Origin of the sequence: Streptomyces sp. NPDC086519, from assembly GCF_040686075.1 — a bacterium.
GTDB classification, from domain to species: domain Bacteria; phylum Actinomycetota; class Actinomycetes; order Streptomycetales; family Streptomycetaceae; genus Streptomyces; species Streptomyces shenzhenensis.
Genome location: NZ_JBFBJL010000017.1, coordinates 131,391 through 145,463 on the forward strand (window position 1 = coordinate 131,391; position 14,073 = coordinate 145,463).

Sequence of the window (14,073 nt, forward strand, 5' to 3'; positions counted from 1 at the left end):
GGAATCCTGTGGCCGCGGGGCTGTTGAAGTCTCTGTGAACGCACTTGCCGCCCGGACCCGGTTCTCCGTCCTCGACCGCTCCCGCACCCGGGAGGGGCACGCGCCCGGTGAGGCGCTGCGGGACACCGTGGCGCTGGCGCGGGAGGTGGAGGCGCTCGGCTACCACCGCTTCTGGGTGTCGGAGCACCACGGGGTGCCGGGGGTGGCCGGTTCGGCACCGACCGTGCTGGCCGCCGCCGTGGCCGGCGCGACCCGGACCATCCGGGTCGGCACCGGCGGCGTGATGCTGCCGAACCACCGACCCCTGGTCGTGGCCGAACAGTTCGGTGTGCTGGAGTCGCTGTACCCGGGGCGGATCGACATGGGCCTGGGCCGGTCGGTGGGCTTCACCGACGGCGTGCGCCGGGCGCTGGGCCGCGACAAGGGCGACGCCGACGACTTCGCGGCGCAGCTCGGCGAGCTGCTCGGCTGGTTCGAGGGGACCTCTCCGACCGGGGTGCGGGCCCGCCCCGCGGACGGCCTGCGGGTGCCGCCGTTCGTGCTGGCCATGGGTGAGGGCGCGGACATCGCGGCCCGGGCCGGGCTGCCCATGGTCATCGGCGATCTGCGCGGCCGCGAGAAGATGCGGCGCGGGATCGAGCGCTACCGCGACCGCTTCCGCCCCTCCCCCTGGGCCGCCGAGCCCTACGTCGTGATCTCCGGGACGATCGCCGTCGCCGGCACCCCCGAGGCGGCGCGCCGGCTGCTCGTCCCGGAGGCCTGGTCGATGGCGTACTCCCGCACCCACGGCACGTTCCCGCCGCTGCCCCCGGCCGAGGCCGTCGAGGCCCGGACGATGGCCGCGAAGGAGCGCGGCTTCTACGAGTCCGGGCTCACCGGGCACATCGCGGGCACCGAGGACCAGGTCGCGCACGAACTGGAGACGGTCCTCAAGGAGACCGGCGCCGACGAGGTGCTGGTCACCACGAGCACGTACGACCGTACGGCGCTGCTGGAGTCGTACCGGCGGCTGGCCGCCCTCGTGAACGCCCTCTGATCAGCTCACCTCGGCCGGCTTGTCCGACCTGATCACGATCTCGCCGTTCGCCGCGTCCGCCACCGCGCGGTCGCCGGCCACGAGCTGGCCGGACAGCAGCAGGTCGGCGAGGCGGTCGTCGACCTCGCGCTGGATGGTGCGGCGCAGCGGCCGGGCGCCGAAGTCGGGCTCGTGGCCGAGGTTGGCGAGCAGTTCGGCGGCCGCGTCGGTGACGTCGAGAGTGACCTCCTGGGCGTGCAGCCGGCGCCGGGTGTGTTCCAGCAACAGGTCGACGATCTGGCGCAGTTGGGACCGGTCCAGGCCGCGGAAGACGATGATCTCGTCGATGCGGTTGAGGAACTCGGGCCGGAAGTGCTGCCGGAGGGCCGACATGACCGCCTCGCGGACCTTGGCGTAGTCCTCGGTGCCGGCGGCCAGGATGCGGTCGGCGCCGATGTTCGACGTCATGATGACGACGGTGTTCTTGAAGTCGACGGTACGGCCCTGGGAGTCGGTGAGGCGGCCGTCGTCCAGCAACTGGAGCAGGGTGTTGAAGACGTCCGGGTGCGCCTTCTCCACCTCGTCCAGGAGCAGCACGGCGTACGGCTGCCTGCGCACCGCCTCGGTGAGCTGCCCGGCCTCCTCGTGGCCGACGTATCCGGGCGGGGCGCCGACCAGCCGGGAGACCGTGTGGCGTTCCTGGAACTCGCTCATGTCGAGGCGGATCATGCGGGCCTCGTCGCCGAACAGGGCGGCGGCCAGGGCGCGGGCCAGTTCGGTCTTGCCGACGCCGGTCGGGCCGAGGAAGAGGAAGCTGCCGACCGGCCGGTTCGGGTCGCTCATGCCGGCACGGGCACGGCGGACCGCGCGGGCGACGGCGGTGATCGCCTCGTCCTGGCCGACGACCCGCTCGTGCAGGTGCTCCTCCAGCTTCATCAGCCGTTCCCGTTCCTCCTCGGTGAGCTGGGCGACCGGGATGCCGGTGGTGCGGGAGACGACCTCGGCGATGTCCTCGGCGGTGACCCTGGGCGCGTGCTCCTCGGCGGTGCCGGCCTGCTCCAGCTCGGCCTCGGCCGCCTTGATCCGGTCGCGGAGTTCCTTGGCGCGCTCGTACTCCTCGTCGGCGACCGCCTGGTCCTTCTCCCGGTTCAGGGCGGCGATCCGGTCCTCGATGTCCCGGGTGTCGGTGGGCGGGGTCTTCGAACGCAGCCGGACGCGGGCCGCCGCCTGGTCCATCAGGTCGATCGCCTTGTCGGGCAGGAACCGGGAGGTGATGTACCGGTCGGACAGCTCGGCCGCGGCGACCACCGCCTCGTCGGTGATGCGGACCTGGTGGTGGGCCTCGTAGCGGTCACGCAGGCCGCGCAGGATCTCGATGGTGTCGTCGACGGTCGGCTCGCCGACCAGGATGGGCGCGAACCGGCGCTCCAGGGCCGCGTCCTTCTCGACGTGCCTGCGGTACTCGTCCACCGTGGTCGCGCCGATCAGGTGCAACTCGCCGCGGGCCAGGGCGGGTTTGAGGATGTTGCCCGCGTCGAGGGCGCCGTCGCCGCCGCCCCCGGCGCCCACCACGGTGTGCAACTCGTCGAGGAACAGGACGAGTTCGTCGCCATGCTCGCGGACCTCGTCGAGGAGCTTCTTCAGCCGTTCCTCGAACTCGCCCCGGTACTTGGTGCCGGCCACCATCGCGGCCAGGTCGAGGGAGACCAGCCGCTTGCCTTCGAGGGTCTTGGGCACGTCGCCGGCGACGATCCGCTGCGCGATGCCCTCCACGATGGCGGTCTTGCCGACACCGGGGTCACCGATCAGCACCGGGTTGTTCTTGCTGCGCCGGGAGAGCACCTCGATGGTCTGCTCGACCTCGTCGTCCCGACCGATCACCGGGTCCAGGCGCCCGGCCCGGGCGTCCTCGGTGAGATCACGGCCGTACTCGTCGATGGTCGGCGTGGTGCTGGGCTTCCTGCGCTCCGCCGGGCCCTCGGCCGGCATCCGGGTCGGCTCCCAGCCGCTGTCGCCGAGCGCCCGCCCCGCCATGGACTCCGGGTTCGCGGCGAGCGCCCGCACCAGGTGCTGGGGGCCGATGTAGGAGGCGCCCTCGGCGCGCGAGATCTGGTAGGCGTCGAGCAGGGCGCGTTTGGCGGCCGGGGTGAGGGTGGTGGGCTCGGTCTTCTGACCGCCGCCGTGCCCGGCGGTGAGCCGCTCGTGGAGGCGGTCGGGGTCGGCGCCCGCCTCGGTGAGCAGCCGCCGGGTGGAGTCGTGGGTGGTGGCGGCGGCCAGCAGATGCCGGGCGTCCAGTTCCTCGCTGCCCTCGACCGCGGCGAGGTCACGGGCCTCGGCGACCAGCTCCCGGGCCCGCTCGGACAGCAGACTGCCGATGTCGACGCGCTGCGGACGGCGGGTCGGTGCGCCCGGTCCGGATCCGCCGAAGAAGCGGGACATCAGCTCGTCGAACTCCTCGAAGGGACTGCGTCCGAATCCGAAACCGGAAGTGCTCATGGGGCCGGGCCTTTCTGCGGACGGCTGCGCGGGGGCTGGAGGCGGCTGCGCGGGAACCTGTGCGGGGGACTGCGGGCGGCCTCCGCGGACGGCGGAAATCCGCGTCTTCCAAGCTTGCACAGGCGCGCCGGGCCCGCACGGGGACGCCCGCCGAGATGCGGACGGCGCCGCGGCCGGTAAGGCTGGGGGTGGAAGCCGCAACCGTCGAGGAGGGCTGCCATGTCCATGCTGGACAAGCTCAAGGGGATGCTCAAGGGCCACGAGGACCAGGCCAAACAGGGCGTCCAAAAGGGCGGCGACATGATCGACCAGCGGACCGGGAACAAGTACCGGTCCCAGGTCGACATGGGCCAGAAGCAGGCCGACGACTACATCGAGCGGGAGCGGAGGCAGGGCAACCCTCCGCAGTAGAGAGGCGCCCGGGGCAGGAGCCTGCCGTTCGGATCAGGCCGGCCTGGCTCACGGCGCCCTGCCGGCCGACCCGAGCAGGGCGACGGGGATGCCGCCACGCGAGCTTGGACGAGCGTGCGTGAGCATGCGGCCGCAGGGCGGAAGAGGACGGCGACGCGGTGGAGCGCCCGGAGGAAACGACGGGCCCAGGCCCTGGCCTTGGGCTCGCGGGGTTTGTCCCTGCCCCGCGAGCCGCCCGTCACGGAGTGTCCGTCCGACGCAGCCGTCATCGCGCACGCCCGACGGCGGCGACTACGGAGCGGACTTGCTCAGGTTCCACTGGGAGGCCGGCCACTGAGTCGCCCGCCCGGGGCTCACCAGGGCCGCGTGCGTCCAGGCCGGCTCATGGGTCACCGGCTGCGCGGCGCGGGCGAGGGTACGACGGTCCGGGTGGCTGTCGGCCGGTATCAGCGGACGTATGTCCACCTCGGCCACCAGGCCGCGGGTCGTCACCACGCGCCAGAGGGAAGCCAGCAGCGTGTCCTCGCCGACATAGGCGGGCACGGTGCTGGCCGCTCCCGCTGCCAGCCGGTAGCGCAGCCGCACCGGCTGCACGGGCGCACCGGCGTCCAGCGCGGCCTGGAACACGGCCCGCCGGAACCGCCCCTGGGCCCGGCCGCACCAGGTGCTGCCCTCCGGGAAGGCGACCACCGCGGCCCCCTCCCGAAGCGCCCCGGCGATCCGGCCGACCGTGTCCGGCAGTGCGCGCAGCCGGTCCCGGTCGATGAACAGCGCCCCGGCCCCGGCCACCAGCGCGCCGGCCACCGGCCACTCGCGGATCTCCTTCTTGGCGAGCATCCGCGCCGGCCGTACGGCGGCCAGCAGCGGGATGTCCATCCAGGAGATGTGGTTGGCGACCAGCAGCACCCCGCCGCTGCTCGGGGCACTGCCGGTGATCCGGATTCGGACGCCGGCGGCCCGGACGAGCGTGCGGGAGAACCGCCGCACCCATTCGGCGGGGACCCTGCCGCCGAGCGGCAGCAGCGCGACGGCGACGAGCATCAGGGCCACGACCGCGGTGAACCGCAGTACGGCCCGGGGCAGGGCCGTCAGCGACCCCGCGCGCTCCACACACGCGCCCGGAGTGCAGGGCGCGCTGGGCAGCCAGACGCTCATCAGGCCGGGACGAGCGAGAGGAAGTGCCGCAGATAGCGCGCGTTGACCCGGCGCATCGACAGCAGCACGTACATGTCGGCGACCCCGAAGTCCGGGTCGTGCGCGGGCTCCCCGCACACCCAGGCGCCGAGGCGGAGGTAGCCGCGCAGCAGGGCGGGCAGCTCGGTGCGTCCCTCGGGGGCCGGACCGGTGGGCACCCAGGGGCGCAGCGGCCGTACCCGGAACTCCTCCGGTGCGAGGTGCTTGGCCTGGACCCGGTCCCAGGTGGCGGCGGCGAGGGCGCCGCCGTCGGCGAGCGGGACGGAGCAGCAGCCGGCCAGCCACTCGTGGCCGCGGTCCACCATGTACCGGGCTATGCCGGCCCAGATCAGGCCGATGACGGCGCCGTCGCGGTGGGCGGGGTGCACACACGAGCGGCCGACCTCGACGAGGCCGGAACGGAGGCCGGCCAGCGGGCCCAGGTCGAACTCGCCCTCGGAGTAGAGGCGGCCGGCGACCGCGGCGCGCTCCGGCGGCAGCAGCCGGTAGGTGCCGACGACCTCGCCGGTGAGGGCCTCGCGGATGAGGAGGTGGTCGCAGTACGCGTCGAAGGCGTCCACGTCCAGACCCGGCTCCGGCCCGTCGAGCCGGGCGCCCATCTCTCCGGCGAACACCTGGTGGCGCAGCCGCTGCGCGGCCCGGACGTCGTCCTCGTCACGGGCGAGCTGCACCAGGTAGGCGGAGCCCCCGGGCGGGGCGGCGAGGGCGGGGGGTGAGGCGGGCATGGCGGTCATAGGGAGGTCTCCTGCGCCGAGCGGAAGCTGAGGAAAACTGCACCTGCTTTCTTCCGTGGCAGGCTGGACTCGGCGTGACGTACGCGGGACCCGTGGATGTGGGACTGCTGAATGCCGGGGGTCGGGGGCCGTCCGGTCACTCACGGAGGCGCCGGGGTAACGCTACCGTGATCCAGCGGCCCCCCGGAAACGCGAGACGGGGCCGGAGAGCACCAACCCCGGCCCCGCCCGTCCGCACCATTCGGCGAACGTCATTTCACGGTTCAGCGCCCCGCGCCTCGCAACGGCGCTACCGCTTCCCCGTCTTCCGCGTAGCGCGCAGCCACTCCCTGTTCATGCTCGTGATGGACATCAGGGGAATCCCCTTCGGGCAGGCCGTCGCGCACTCACCCGTCAGCGTGCACCCCCCGAATCCCTCCTCGTCCATCTGCGCCACCATGTCCAGCACCCGCGTCTCCCGCTCGGGCGCCCCCTGCGGCAGCACGTTCAGGTGATTCACCTTGGCGGACGTGAACAGCATCGCCGCCCCGTTCGGGCAGGCGGCGACACACGCCCCGCACCCGATGCACTCGGCGTGCTCGAACGCGAAGTCGGCGTCGGCCTTCGGCACCGCCGTGGCATGGGCCTCCGGCGCGGCCCCGGTCGGCGCGGTGATGTACCCGCCGGCCTGGATGATCCGGTCGAACGCCGACCGGTCCACCACCAGGTCCTTGATCACCGGGAACGCGGACGCCCGCCACGGCTCGATGTCGATCGTGTCGCCGTCCTTGAAGGACCGCATGTGCAGCTGGCAGGTGGTGGTGCGCTCCGGCCCGTGCGCGTCCCCGTTGATCACCAGGGAGCACGCGCCGCAGATCCCCTCGCGGCAGTCGTGATCGAAGGCGACCGGGTCCTCGCCGCGCAGGATGAGCTCCTCGTTGAGGGTGTCGAGCATTTCGAGGAACGACATGTCCGACGAGATGCCGTCCACCTCGTACGTGGACATCGCGCCGTCGGCGTCGGCGTTGCGCTGCCGCCAGACGCGCAGGGTGAGCTTCATGCGTAGCTCCGCTGGGTGGGGTGGACGTACTCGAAGACCAGGTCTTCCTTGTGCAGGACCGGGGCGTCCCCGGTGCCGGTGAACTCCCAGGCGGCCGCGTACGCGAACTCGTCGTCCCTGCGGGCGGCCTCGCCGTCCGGCGTCTGGGACTCCTCCCGGAAGTGGCCGCCGCAGGACTCGGCGCGGTGCAGCGCGTCGAGGCACATCAGCTCGGCGAGCTCCAGGTAGTCGACGACGCGGTTGGCCTTCTCCAGGGACTGGTTGAACTCCTCGCCGGTCCCCGGCACCTTGATCCGCCGCCAGAACTCCTCGCGGATCTGGGGGATGCGCTCAAGTGCCTTGCGCAGCCCGGCGTCCGTGCGGGCCATGCCGCAGAACTCCCACATCAGTTCGCCGAGTTCCCGGTGGAAGGAGTCGGGGGTGCGGTCGCCGTCGACGGACAGCAGCAGGTTCAGCCGGTCCTCCGTCTCGGCCAGCACCTCCTGGACCGCGGGGTGTCCGGCCGTCACCGCCTCCTGGTGGGGGTTGCGGGCCAGGTAGTCGTTGATGGTGGCCGGGAGCACGAAGTACCCGTCGGCCAGGCCCTGCATCAGCGCCGAGGCGCCGAGCCGGTTCGCCCCGTGGTCGGAGAAGTTGGCCTCGCCGACCGCGAACAGGCCGGGGACGGTGGTCTGGAGGTCGTAGTCGACCCACAGGCCGCCCATCGTGTAGTGCACGGCGGGATAGATCCGCATCGGCACCTCGTACGGATCCTCGTCCGTGATCCGCTGGTACATGTCGAAGAGGTTGCCGTACTTGGCCTCGACGGCTTTGCGTCCCATCCGCCTGATGGCGTCGGCGAAGTCCAGATAGACGCCCTGCCCGCCGGGGCCGACACCCCGCCCCTCGTCGCAGACGTTCTTCGCGGCGCGGGAGGCGATGTCGCGCGGGACCAGGTTGCCGAAGGACGGGTAGATGCGCTCCAGGTAGTAGTCGCGCTCGTCCTCGGGGATCCGGTTCGCGGGCCGGGTGTCGCCCTTGGCCTTGGGCACCCAGATCCGGCCGTCGTTGCGCAGCGACTCGCTCATCAGCGTGAGCTTGGACTGGTGGTCGCCGGTGCGCGGGATGCACGTGGGGTGGATCTGCGTGAAGCAGGGGTTGGCGAAGTAGGCACCGCGCCGGTGCGCCCGCCACACGGCGGTGGCGTTGGAGTTCATGGCGTTCGTCGACAGGTAGAAGACGTTGCCGTAGCCGCCGCTCGCGAGGACGACGGCGTCCGCGAAGTACGTGTCGATGCGACCGGTGATCAGGTCCCGGGCGACGATCCCCCGCGCCCGTCCGTCGACCACGATCAGGTCGAGCATCTCGGTGCGCGGATGCATTTCCACGTTCCCGGCGGCGATCTGCCGGCTCAGTGCCTGGTACGCGCCGAGCAGCAGCTGCTGGCCCGTCTGCCCGCGGGCGTAGAAGGTCCGGGACACCTGCACGCCGCCGAACGACCGGGTGTCGAGCAGACCGCCGTACTCCCGGGCGAACGGCACGCCCTGTGCCACGCACTGGTCGATGATCTCGACGGAGATCTGGGCGAGGCGGTGGACGTTGGACTCGCGGGCCCGGAAGTCGCCGCCCTTGACGGTGTCGTAGAAGAGCCGGTGGACGGAGTCGCCGTCGTTGCGGTAGTTCTTCGCCGCGTTGATACCGCCCTGCGCGGCGATCGAGTGGGCGCGGCGCGGGGAGTCCTGGTAGCAGAACTGGACGACGTGGTAGCCCTGTTCGGCGAGGGTGGCCCCGGCGGAGCCGCCGGCGAGGCCGGTGCCGACGACGATCACGGTGTGCTTGCGCCGGTTGGCCGGGTTGACCAGCTTGGCCTCGAAGCGGCGCTTGTCCCAGCGCTCGTTGATCGGGCCGTCGGGGGCCTTGCCGTCGGTGACCGGCGCGCCGGTCGAGTAGTTCACGTAGTCGGTCATGTCAGCTCACCACTCCGGTCATGACGCCCACGGGTACGGCGATGAAACCGGCCGTGAGCAGCAGCGCGAGAACGTTGGCGACGATCTTGAGAGCGCGGTCGCGGGTGCGGCTGCCGGCGCCGAGGGTCTGGGCGGCGCTCCAGAAGCCGTGTCGGATGTGCAGGCCGAGCGCGAGCATCGCGACGATGTAGATCACGTCGCCGTACCAGGTGGAGAAGGTGTCCACGACGTTCTGGTACGGGTGGCCCTCCTGGAAGCCGCCGGAGTGCACGGTGCCGGTGGTCAGGTCGAGGATGTGCCAGACGATGAACAGGCCGAGGATGATCCCGCCCCAGCGCATGGTGCGGGTCGCGTAGCTGGCCCGGGGCCTGCCGTGCACGTACTTGGTGGGGCGCGCCCTGATGTCGCGGCGGCTGAGCTGGTAGGCGGACGTGGCGTGGGCGACCACGGCGACGACCAGGACGATCCTGATGAGCCAGAGCGTCCACTCGTAGTGCATGAACGGTTCGCCCACGGTGCGCAGCCAGTGGGCGTAGCCGTTGAACTCACCCGCCCCGAAGTAGATCTTCAGGTTCCCGATCATGTGCGCGACCAGGTAGAGCAGCATGATCAGGCCGCTGACGGCCATCACGGTCTTCTTGCCGACGGAGCTGTCCCACATCGTGCGTGTCATGGACGGCCGTCGATCCGTCCGCGTTGCCAGAGCCATGTCCAGGACGGTAGGGCCGAACGGCCCCATCGGTCCAAGACATGGTCCACCTTGATTCGATAGCCAGGAACTATCGTGTAACCATGCAGTTCCAGCAGCTTCAGTACTTCGTCGCCGTGGCCGAGACCCGGCACTTCACCCGGGCCGCCGAGCTGGTCCATGTCGCCCAGCCGTCGCTGTCCCAGCAGATCAAGGCGCTGGAGCGGGAGCTGGGGGCGGATCTGTTCCTGCGGGCCCGGGGCAACATCACACTCACCGACGCGGGCGAGGCGCTGCTGCCGCTGGCCCGGCGGATCCTCGCGGACGCGGACACCGCGCGGCACGAGGTGCAGGAGCTGGTGCAGCTGCGCAGCGGGCGGGTGCGGCTGGGGGCGACGCCGAGCCTGTGCACCGGGCTGCTGCCGGACGTGCTGCGGGCGTTCCACGACCGGTATCCGGGGATCCAGCTGCTGATCGAGGAGAGCGGGTCCCATGACCTGGTACGGGAGCTGGCGCGCGGGGCGCTGGACCTGGCGCTGATCGTGCTGCCCCTGCCGCCGGGGTCGCCCGCGCTGACCACCGTGGAGCTGCTGCGGGAGGACCTGGTGGTGGTGTCCTCGCCCGAGGCGACGGCGCCCGGGCGGGGACGGGGCGGGGTGCGGATCGCGGATCTGGAAGGGGAGCGGCTGGTCATGTTCCGGCACGGGTACGACCTGCGGGAGCTGACGGTCGCCGCGTGCCGCTCCGCGGGGTTCGAGCCGGGGTTCGCCGTCGAGGGGGGTGAGATGGACGCGGTGCTGGGGTTCGTACGGGCGGGGCTCGGGGTGGCGGTGGTTCCCCGGATGGTCGCCGCCCGTTCGGGGCGGGGGCTGCGGGTCACTCCGTTGGCTCCGCCGGGGTTGCACCGGACGATCGCGCTGGCGCACCGCAGCGATGTGGCGCCGCCTCGGGCCGCGCGGGAGCTGCACAGGATGCTGCTGGAGCGATGAGCATGGCCGGCCTCCGGTACCGGCGGAGGCGACTCATGAGCGCGACCGACGGGCCCGGGGCCGAACCCGACGAGAACCTCCGGGGACTCCGAGGCGTCGCACGGTGCGGTCTCCGTCTCACGTCTCCGTCTCACGTCTCCGTCTCACGTCTCCGGAATCAACGGGGCAACACCACCGTCCGGTACCGGACAGTCATGCGGGGTCACCACCGCGACGGCGCACCGCGCAATCCGGAGAACCGGCCGGAACGGCGTGAAGTGGTGAACACCACGTTCGTCGCCTGGCGCGACCCGCTCGGACAGCGCGTCGCGAGGAGGGGGACGCCCGCCTCGGCATCCGCCCCGGCTGAGCGCCCCGGCCTGCCCGCGGCGACGCGCCGGGCGCTCAGCCCGTCGCGTCCACCAGCGCCAGTTCATGGAGACGCTCGGGTGGGCCCGGGCGGGCGTAGTACCAGCCCTGGGCGGTGTCGCAGCCGAGTATGCGCAGTTGTTCGGCCTGAGCTCCGGTCTCCACCCCCTCCACCGTGACGGCGAGGTCCAGGCCGTGGGCCAGGGTGACGATGCCCTCCACGATCTTGAGGTCGACCGGGTCCGCCGGGAACTGCTGCATGCTCTGGGTGAAGGAGCGGTCCAGTTTGAGGATGCTCACCGGGAGACGGCGGAGGTTGGCGAGGTTCGAGTAGCCGGTGCCGAAGTCGTCCAGGGCGATGTCCACACCCATCTCGGCGAGGCGCCGCAGGGGTTTGAGGAGGTCGTCGTCGGCGCCGATGAGCGCGGACTCGGTGACCTCCAGGCAGAGGGCGTCCGGGGCCACTCCGGTCCGCTCCAGGATGTCCACCGTGTCCTGGACCAGGCCGGGGTGGCTGAGCTGGCACGGGGAGAGGTTGACGTTGATCCGCAGCGGGCCCGCGCCGTCGTGCTCGCCGTAGCGCTCCCGCCATTCGCGGGCCTGGCGGATCGACTCCTCCAGCACCCAGCGGCCCAACGGCACGATGAGACCCGTGTGTTCGGCGAGCGGGATGAACCGGTCGGGGCCGAGGACGCCGTGCTGCGGATGCAGCCAGCGGACCAGGGCCTCGGCGCCGCGCACACTGCCGTCGCCGAGGTGGACCAGCGGCTGGTACTCGATGAAGAACTCGCCCCGGTCCAGGGCGGCGGGCAGCGCCGTGGTCAGGCCGTGCCGGGTGATCGCGCGGGCGTCCGCCTCCGGGTCGGCCAGCTCGAAGCGGTTGCCGCCCGCCGACTTGGCCCGGTACATCGTGATGTCGGCGCTGCGCAGCACCTCGGCCGGGGTGCGCTCGCCCGCCGGGCCCTCGACGACGCCGATGGAACCGCGGACCATGAGTTCGCGGCCGTCGATGCTGATCGGGGTGACCAGGGCGTTCATGATGCGGTCGGCCAGGTCGTCGACCTCGCGCTGGGTGGCCGGGCCGGTGGTCAGCGCCACGAACTCGTCGCCGCCGAGCCGGGCGACCATCTCGCCGGGCGCGGTCGCGCAGGACTGCAGCCGGTCGGCGACCTCCACGAGGAGCCGGTCGCCGGCCGAGTGGCCGAGGCTGTCGTTGATGGTCTTGAAACCGTCCAGGTCGAGATAGCACAGGCCGAAGCGCTGGCCCTCGCCGGCCGACAGGGCCTTCTCCAGGCGCTCGAAGAACAGCGTGCGGTTGGGCAGGCCGGTGAGCGCGTCGTGGGTGGCCTCGTAGCGCAGCCGGAGGTTGAGCAGGCGGCGCTCGGTGGTGTCCTCCATGAGGGCCAGCTGGTACTGCGGCTCCCCGTCCGCGTCCCGGAGCAGGGAGACGGTCAGGTTGGTCCACAGGACCGTCCCGTCCGAGCGGTTGAACGCCTTCTCGACGTGGTAGTGCTCGCGTTCGCCGCGCACCAGCTCCTCGTAGAGCCGCCAGGTCTGCGGCGCGTCCTCGGGATGCGCCCACTCCATGACCTTGCGGCCGCGCACGGTCTGCTCGGAGCCGCCGAACATGCGCAGCAGGGCGCCGTTGACCTGGAGGACGTTGCCTTCGAGGTCGGCGATGCCGATTCCTATCGCCGCGCCCTCGAAGACGGCGCGGAAGCGTGCCTCGCTCGCGTGCAGCGCCTGGGCGACCACGCCCTGGGCACGCAACGCGGCCTGGGCGATGGCCTCCTGTTCGGCCAGCGTGCGCTCACGCAGTGCCTGGGCGAACCCGGCCGCCATCGCGTGCTGGATCCGCGAGGAACGCATCCGCAGCTCGTCCTGGGGGCCGTCCTCGCCGCAGTACAGGACCAGGTACGCGTCGACGCAGTCGAGGGAGCGGGTCAGCGCCTCGGGGTCGGTGCAGTGCGCGTCGATCAGCGCGGCGCCCACCTGCCGGGCCTCGTCGGCGTCGAAGCCGTGCGCCAGCAGGATCTCGCTCAGCCTGCGGGCCAGCGGCAGCAGTTGTTCCTCGAACTCGGGGCGGGTCAGGGACGTGGAGGTGACCGGGAACACCGCCCGGCTCCAGATCGTCGCGTACCTGCGCAGTCTGTCCTCCGGGCCGCCCGGCTCCGCGGTCACGCCGCGATCCCCACGCCGGCGAATCCGGCGAAGGCATAAGGATCCTCGTCCTCCGACGCCGACTCCGGCCGCCAGTGCGGCATCGGCACCAGTCCGGGTTCCACCATGTCGTACCCCTCGAAGAACCGCGCGATCTCGTCGCGCGAGCGCATGATCAGCGGGTTGCGAATGTCCTTGTATACGTCCACCGCCCCCTCGGCCCGCTCGGGCGGCAACGGGATTCCCTCGTACGAGGCATGCGTGAGAACAAGCAGGCTGCCGGGCGCGAGTGCGTCGCGCAGCTGTGCCACTGCCCCGTACGGGTCGTCCGTGTCTTCCACGAAGTGCAGTATGGCAACGAGGAGCAGGGCCACTGGCCGATTCAGGTCGATGAGGCGCTCCACCTGGGGGCTCGACAGGATCTCCTGGGGCTTGCGGAGGTCCGCGGCGACCACGTCCGCGTCCTCGTCGCCCTCGAGGACCGCGACGCTGTGCGCCACGGCCACCGGGTCGTGGTCGACGTACACCACGCGGGCGCCGGGGTGCGCCGCCTGCGCGACCTCGTGGACGTTTCCGAAGGTGGGGATGCCGGAGCCGATGTCCAGGAACTGGTCGATGCCGGTGCCCACGGCGTAGCGGACGGCGCGGCGCATGAAGGCGCGGTTGGCCTGCATGATCTTCGGCAGGCCGGGCAGGTGCGTCATCGCCTTGCGGGCCGCTTCCCGGTCGACCTCGAAATTGTGCGAACCGCCCAGGTAGTAGTCGTAGATACGCGAAACGCTCGGCACCGAGATGTCGATGCTCCGTGGGGCCCAGGCGGGACGCTCCATGTATCTCTCCAAGGCTGAGGCGATCCGGTGTTCGAGCTGAGGCTACTGATCGCCTGCGAACAGGGGTAGCCGAAACGGAAATTGACCATCCGTTCCTGGTCACTGCCTGGGAATTCGGTGAGCGCTTTGGGGGTGTTCGGGTACTCCGTCGGGCGCGGGTGCGTCAAGGGGCGCTCCGGTCGGGGCACGTCGACAGGCACCGCCGGGACGCCAAGAAGCCCGC

General features: G+C 71.7%; 11 protein-coding genes. 3 read left to right on the forward strand and 8 right to left on the reverse strand.

What is annotated here, in order from left to right:
* Positions 1-34: 34 nt before the first annotated feature.
* Positions 35-1,036 carry an LLM class flavin-dependent oxidoreductase gene (locus AB0P24_RS18400; protein WP_365795132.1) on the forward strand — a complete coding sequence of 334 codons (1,002 nt, stop codon included), beginning with the start codon at positions 35-37 and terminating at the stop codon, positions 1,034-1,036.
* Here AB0P24_RS18400 and AB0P24_RS18405 read toward each other — a convergent pair whose 3' ends face one another.
* Positions 1,037-3,511, reverse strand: coding sequence for an ATP-dependent Clp protease ATP-binding subunit (locus AB0P24_RS18405; protein ID WP_365795134.1), 2,475 nt, complete (start codon positions 3,509-3,511; stop codon positions 1,037-1,039).
* A 219-nt stretch (positions 3,512-3,730) separates the two neighbouring features.
* Between AB0P24_RS18405 and AB0P24_RS18410 the strand changes: the two genes are divergently transcribed.
* Positions 3,731-3,922 carry an antitoxin gene (locus tag AB0P24_RS18410; RefSeq protein WP_365795136.1) on the forward strand — a complete coding sequence of 64 codons (192 nt, stop codon included), beginning with the start codon at positions 3,731-3,733 and terminating at the stop codon, positions 3,920-3,922.
* A 291-nt stretch (positions 3,923-4,213) separates the two neighbouring features.
* Here AB0P24_RS18410 and AB0P24_RS18415 read toward each other — a convergent pair whose 3' ends face one another.
* The 5 genes from AB0P24_RS18415 to AB0P24_RS18435 form a co-directional block, all read right to left on the reverse strand.
* Positions 4,214-5,077, reverse strand: a complete 864-nt coding sequence (locus AB0P24_RS18415; RefSeq protein WP_365795138.1) for a lysophospholipid acyltransferase family protein — start codon at positions 5,075-5,077, stop codon at positions 4,214-4,216.
* Complete coding sequence (locus AB0P24_RS18420) at positions 5,077-5,841, reverse strand: GNAT family N-acyltransferase (protein ID WP_365795219.1); 765 nt, start codon at positions 5,839-5,841, stop codon at positions 5,077-5,079. Before AB0P24_RS18420 ends, AB0P24_RS18415 begins: the two co-directional genes overlap by 1 nt.
* A 298-nt stretch (positions 5,842-6,139) precedes the next feature.
* Complete coding sequence (locus tag AB0P24_RS18425) at positions 6,140-6,889, reverse strand: succinate dehydrogenase/fumarate reductase iron-sulfur subunit (RefSeq protein WP_365795140.1); 750 nt, start codon at positions 6,887-6,889, stop codon at positions 6,140-6,142.
* Positions 6,886-8,835 (reverse strand): fumarate reductase/succinate dehydrogenase flavoprotein subunit, encoded by a 1,950-nt coding sequence (locus AB0P24_RS18430; RefSeq protein ID WP_365795142.1) that lies wholly within the window; start codon positions 8,833-8,835, stop codon positions 6,886-6,888. Before AB0P24_RS18430 ends, AB0P24_RS18425 begins: the two co-directional genes overlap by 4 nt.
* Before the next feature lies 1 nt (position 8,836).
* Positions 8,837-9,508: a succinate dehydrogenase gene (locus AB0P24_RS18435; protein WP_365795144.1), complete on the reverse strand. Its 672-nt coding sequence runs from the start codon at positions 9,506-9,508 to the stop codon at positions 8,837-8,839.
* Between the two features lie 119 nt (positions 9,509-9,627).
* Here AB0P24_RS18435 and AB0P24_RS18440 point away from each other — a divergent pair, with 119 nt between their 5' ends.
* A complete protein-coding gene (locus AB0P24_RS18440) occupies positions 9,628-10,512 on the forward strand; it encodes a LysR substrate-binding domain-containing protein (protein WP_365795146.1) in 885 nt (294 codons plus the stop codon).
* Positions 10,513-10,896: 384 nt separating this feature from the next.
* Here the strand turns inward: AB0P24_RS18440 and AB0P24_RS18445 are convergent, their stop codons facing one another.
* Positions 10,897-13,041: an EAL domain-containing protein gene (locus AB0P24_RS18445; RefSeq protein ID WP_365795148.1), complete on the reverse strand. Its 2,145-nt coding sequence runs from the start codon at positions 13,039-13,041 to the stop codon at positions 10,897-10,899.
* The gene (locus AB0P24_RS18450; RefSeq protein ID WP_365795150.1) at positions 13,038-13,850 is read right to left on the reverse strand and encodes an SAM-dependent methyltransferase; all 813 of its coding nucleotides are present in this window, start codon (positions 13,848-13,850) and stop codon (positions 13,038-13,040) included. The genes AB0P24_RS18445 and AB0P24_RS18450 overlap by 4 nt, the downstream gene beginning before the upstream one ends.
* Between the last annotated feature and the right edge of the window lie 223 nt (positions 13,851-14,073).

Bases quoted from the DNA above. Each gene is read 5' to 3' on its own strand.
- AB0P24_RS18405 (WP_365795134.1), bottom strand. From the start codon at position 3,511: ATGAGCACTTCCGGTTTCGGATTCGGACGCAGTCCCTTCGAGGAGTTC.
- AB0P24_RS18410 (WP_365795136.1), top strand. From the start codon at position 3,731: ATGTCCATGCTGGACAAGCTCAAGGGGATGCTCAAGGGCCACGAGGAC.
- AB0P24_RS18415 (WP_365795138.1), bottom strand. From the start codon at position 5,077: ATGAGCGTCTGGCTGCCCAGCGCGCCCTGCACTCCGGGCGCGTGTGTG.
- AB0P24_RS18420 (WP_365795219.1), bottom strand. From the start codon at position 5,841: ATGCCCGCCTCACCCCCCGCCCTCGCCGCCCCGCCCGGGGGCTCCGCC.
- AB0P24_RS18425 (WP_365795140.1), bottom strand. From the start codon at position 6,889: ATGAAGCTCACCCTGCGCGTCTGGCGGCAGCGCAACGCCGACGCCGAC.
- AB0P24_RS18430 (WP_365795142.1), bottom strand. From the start codon at position 8,835: ATGACCGACTACGTGAACTACTCGACCGGCGCGCCGGTCACCGACGGC.
- AB0P24_RS18435 (WP_365795144.1), bottom strand. From the start codon at position 9,508: ATGACACGCACGATGTGGGACAGCTCCGTCGGCAAGAAGACCGTGATG.
- AB0P24_RS18440 (WP_365795146.1), top strand. From the start codon at position 9,628: ATGCAGTTCCAGCAGCTTCAGTACTTCGTCGCCGTGGCCGAGACCCGG.
- AB0P24_RS18450 (WP_365795150.1), bottom strand. From the start codon at position 13,850: ATGGAGCGTCCCGCCTGGGCCCCACGGAGCATCGACATCTCGGTGCCG.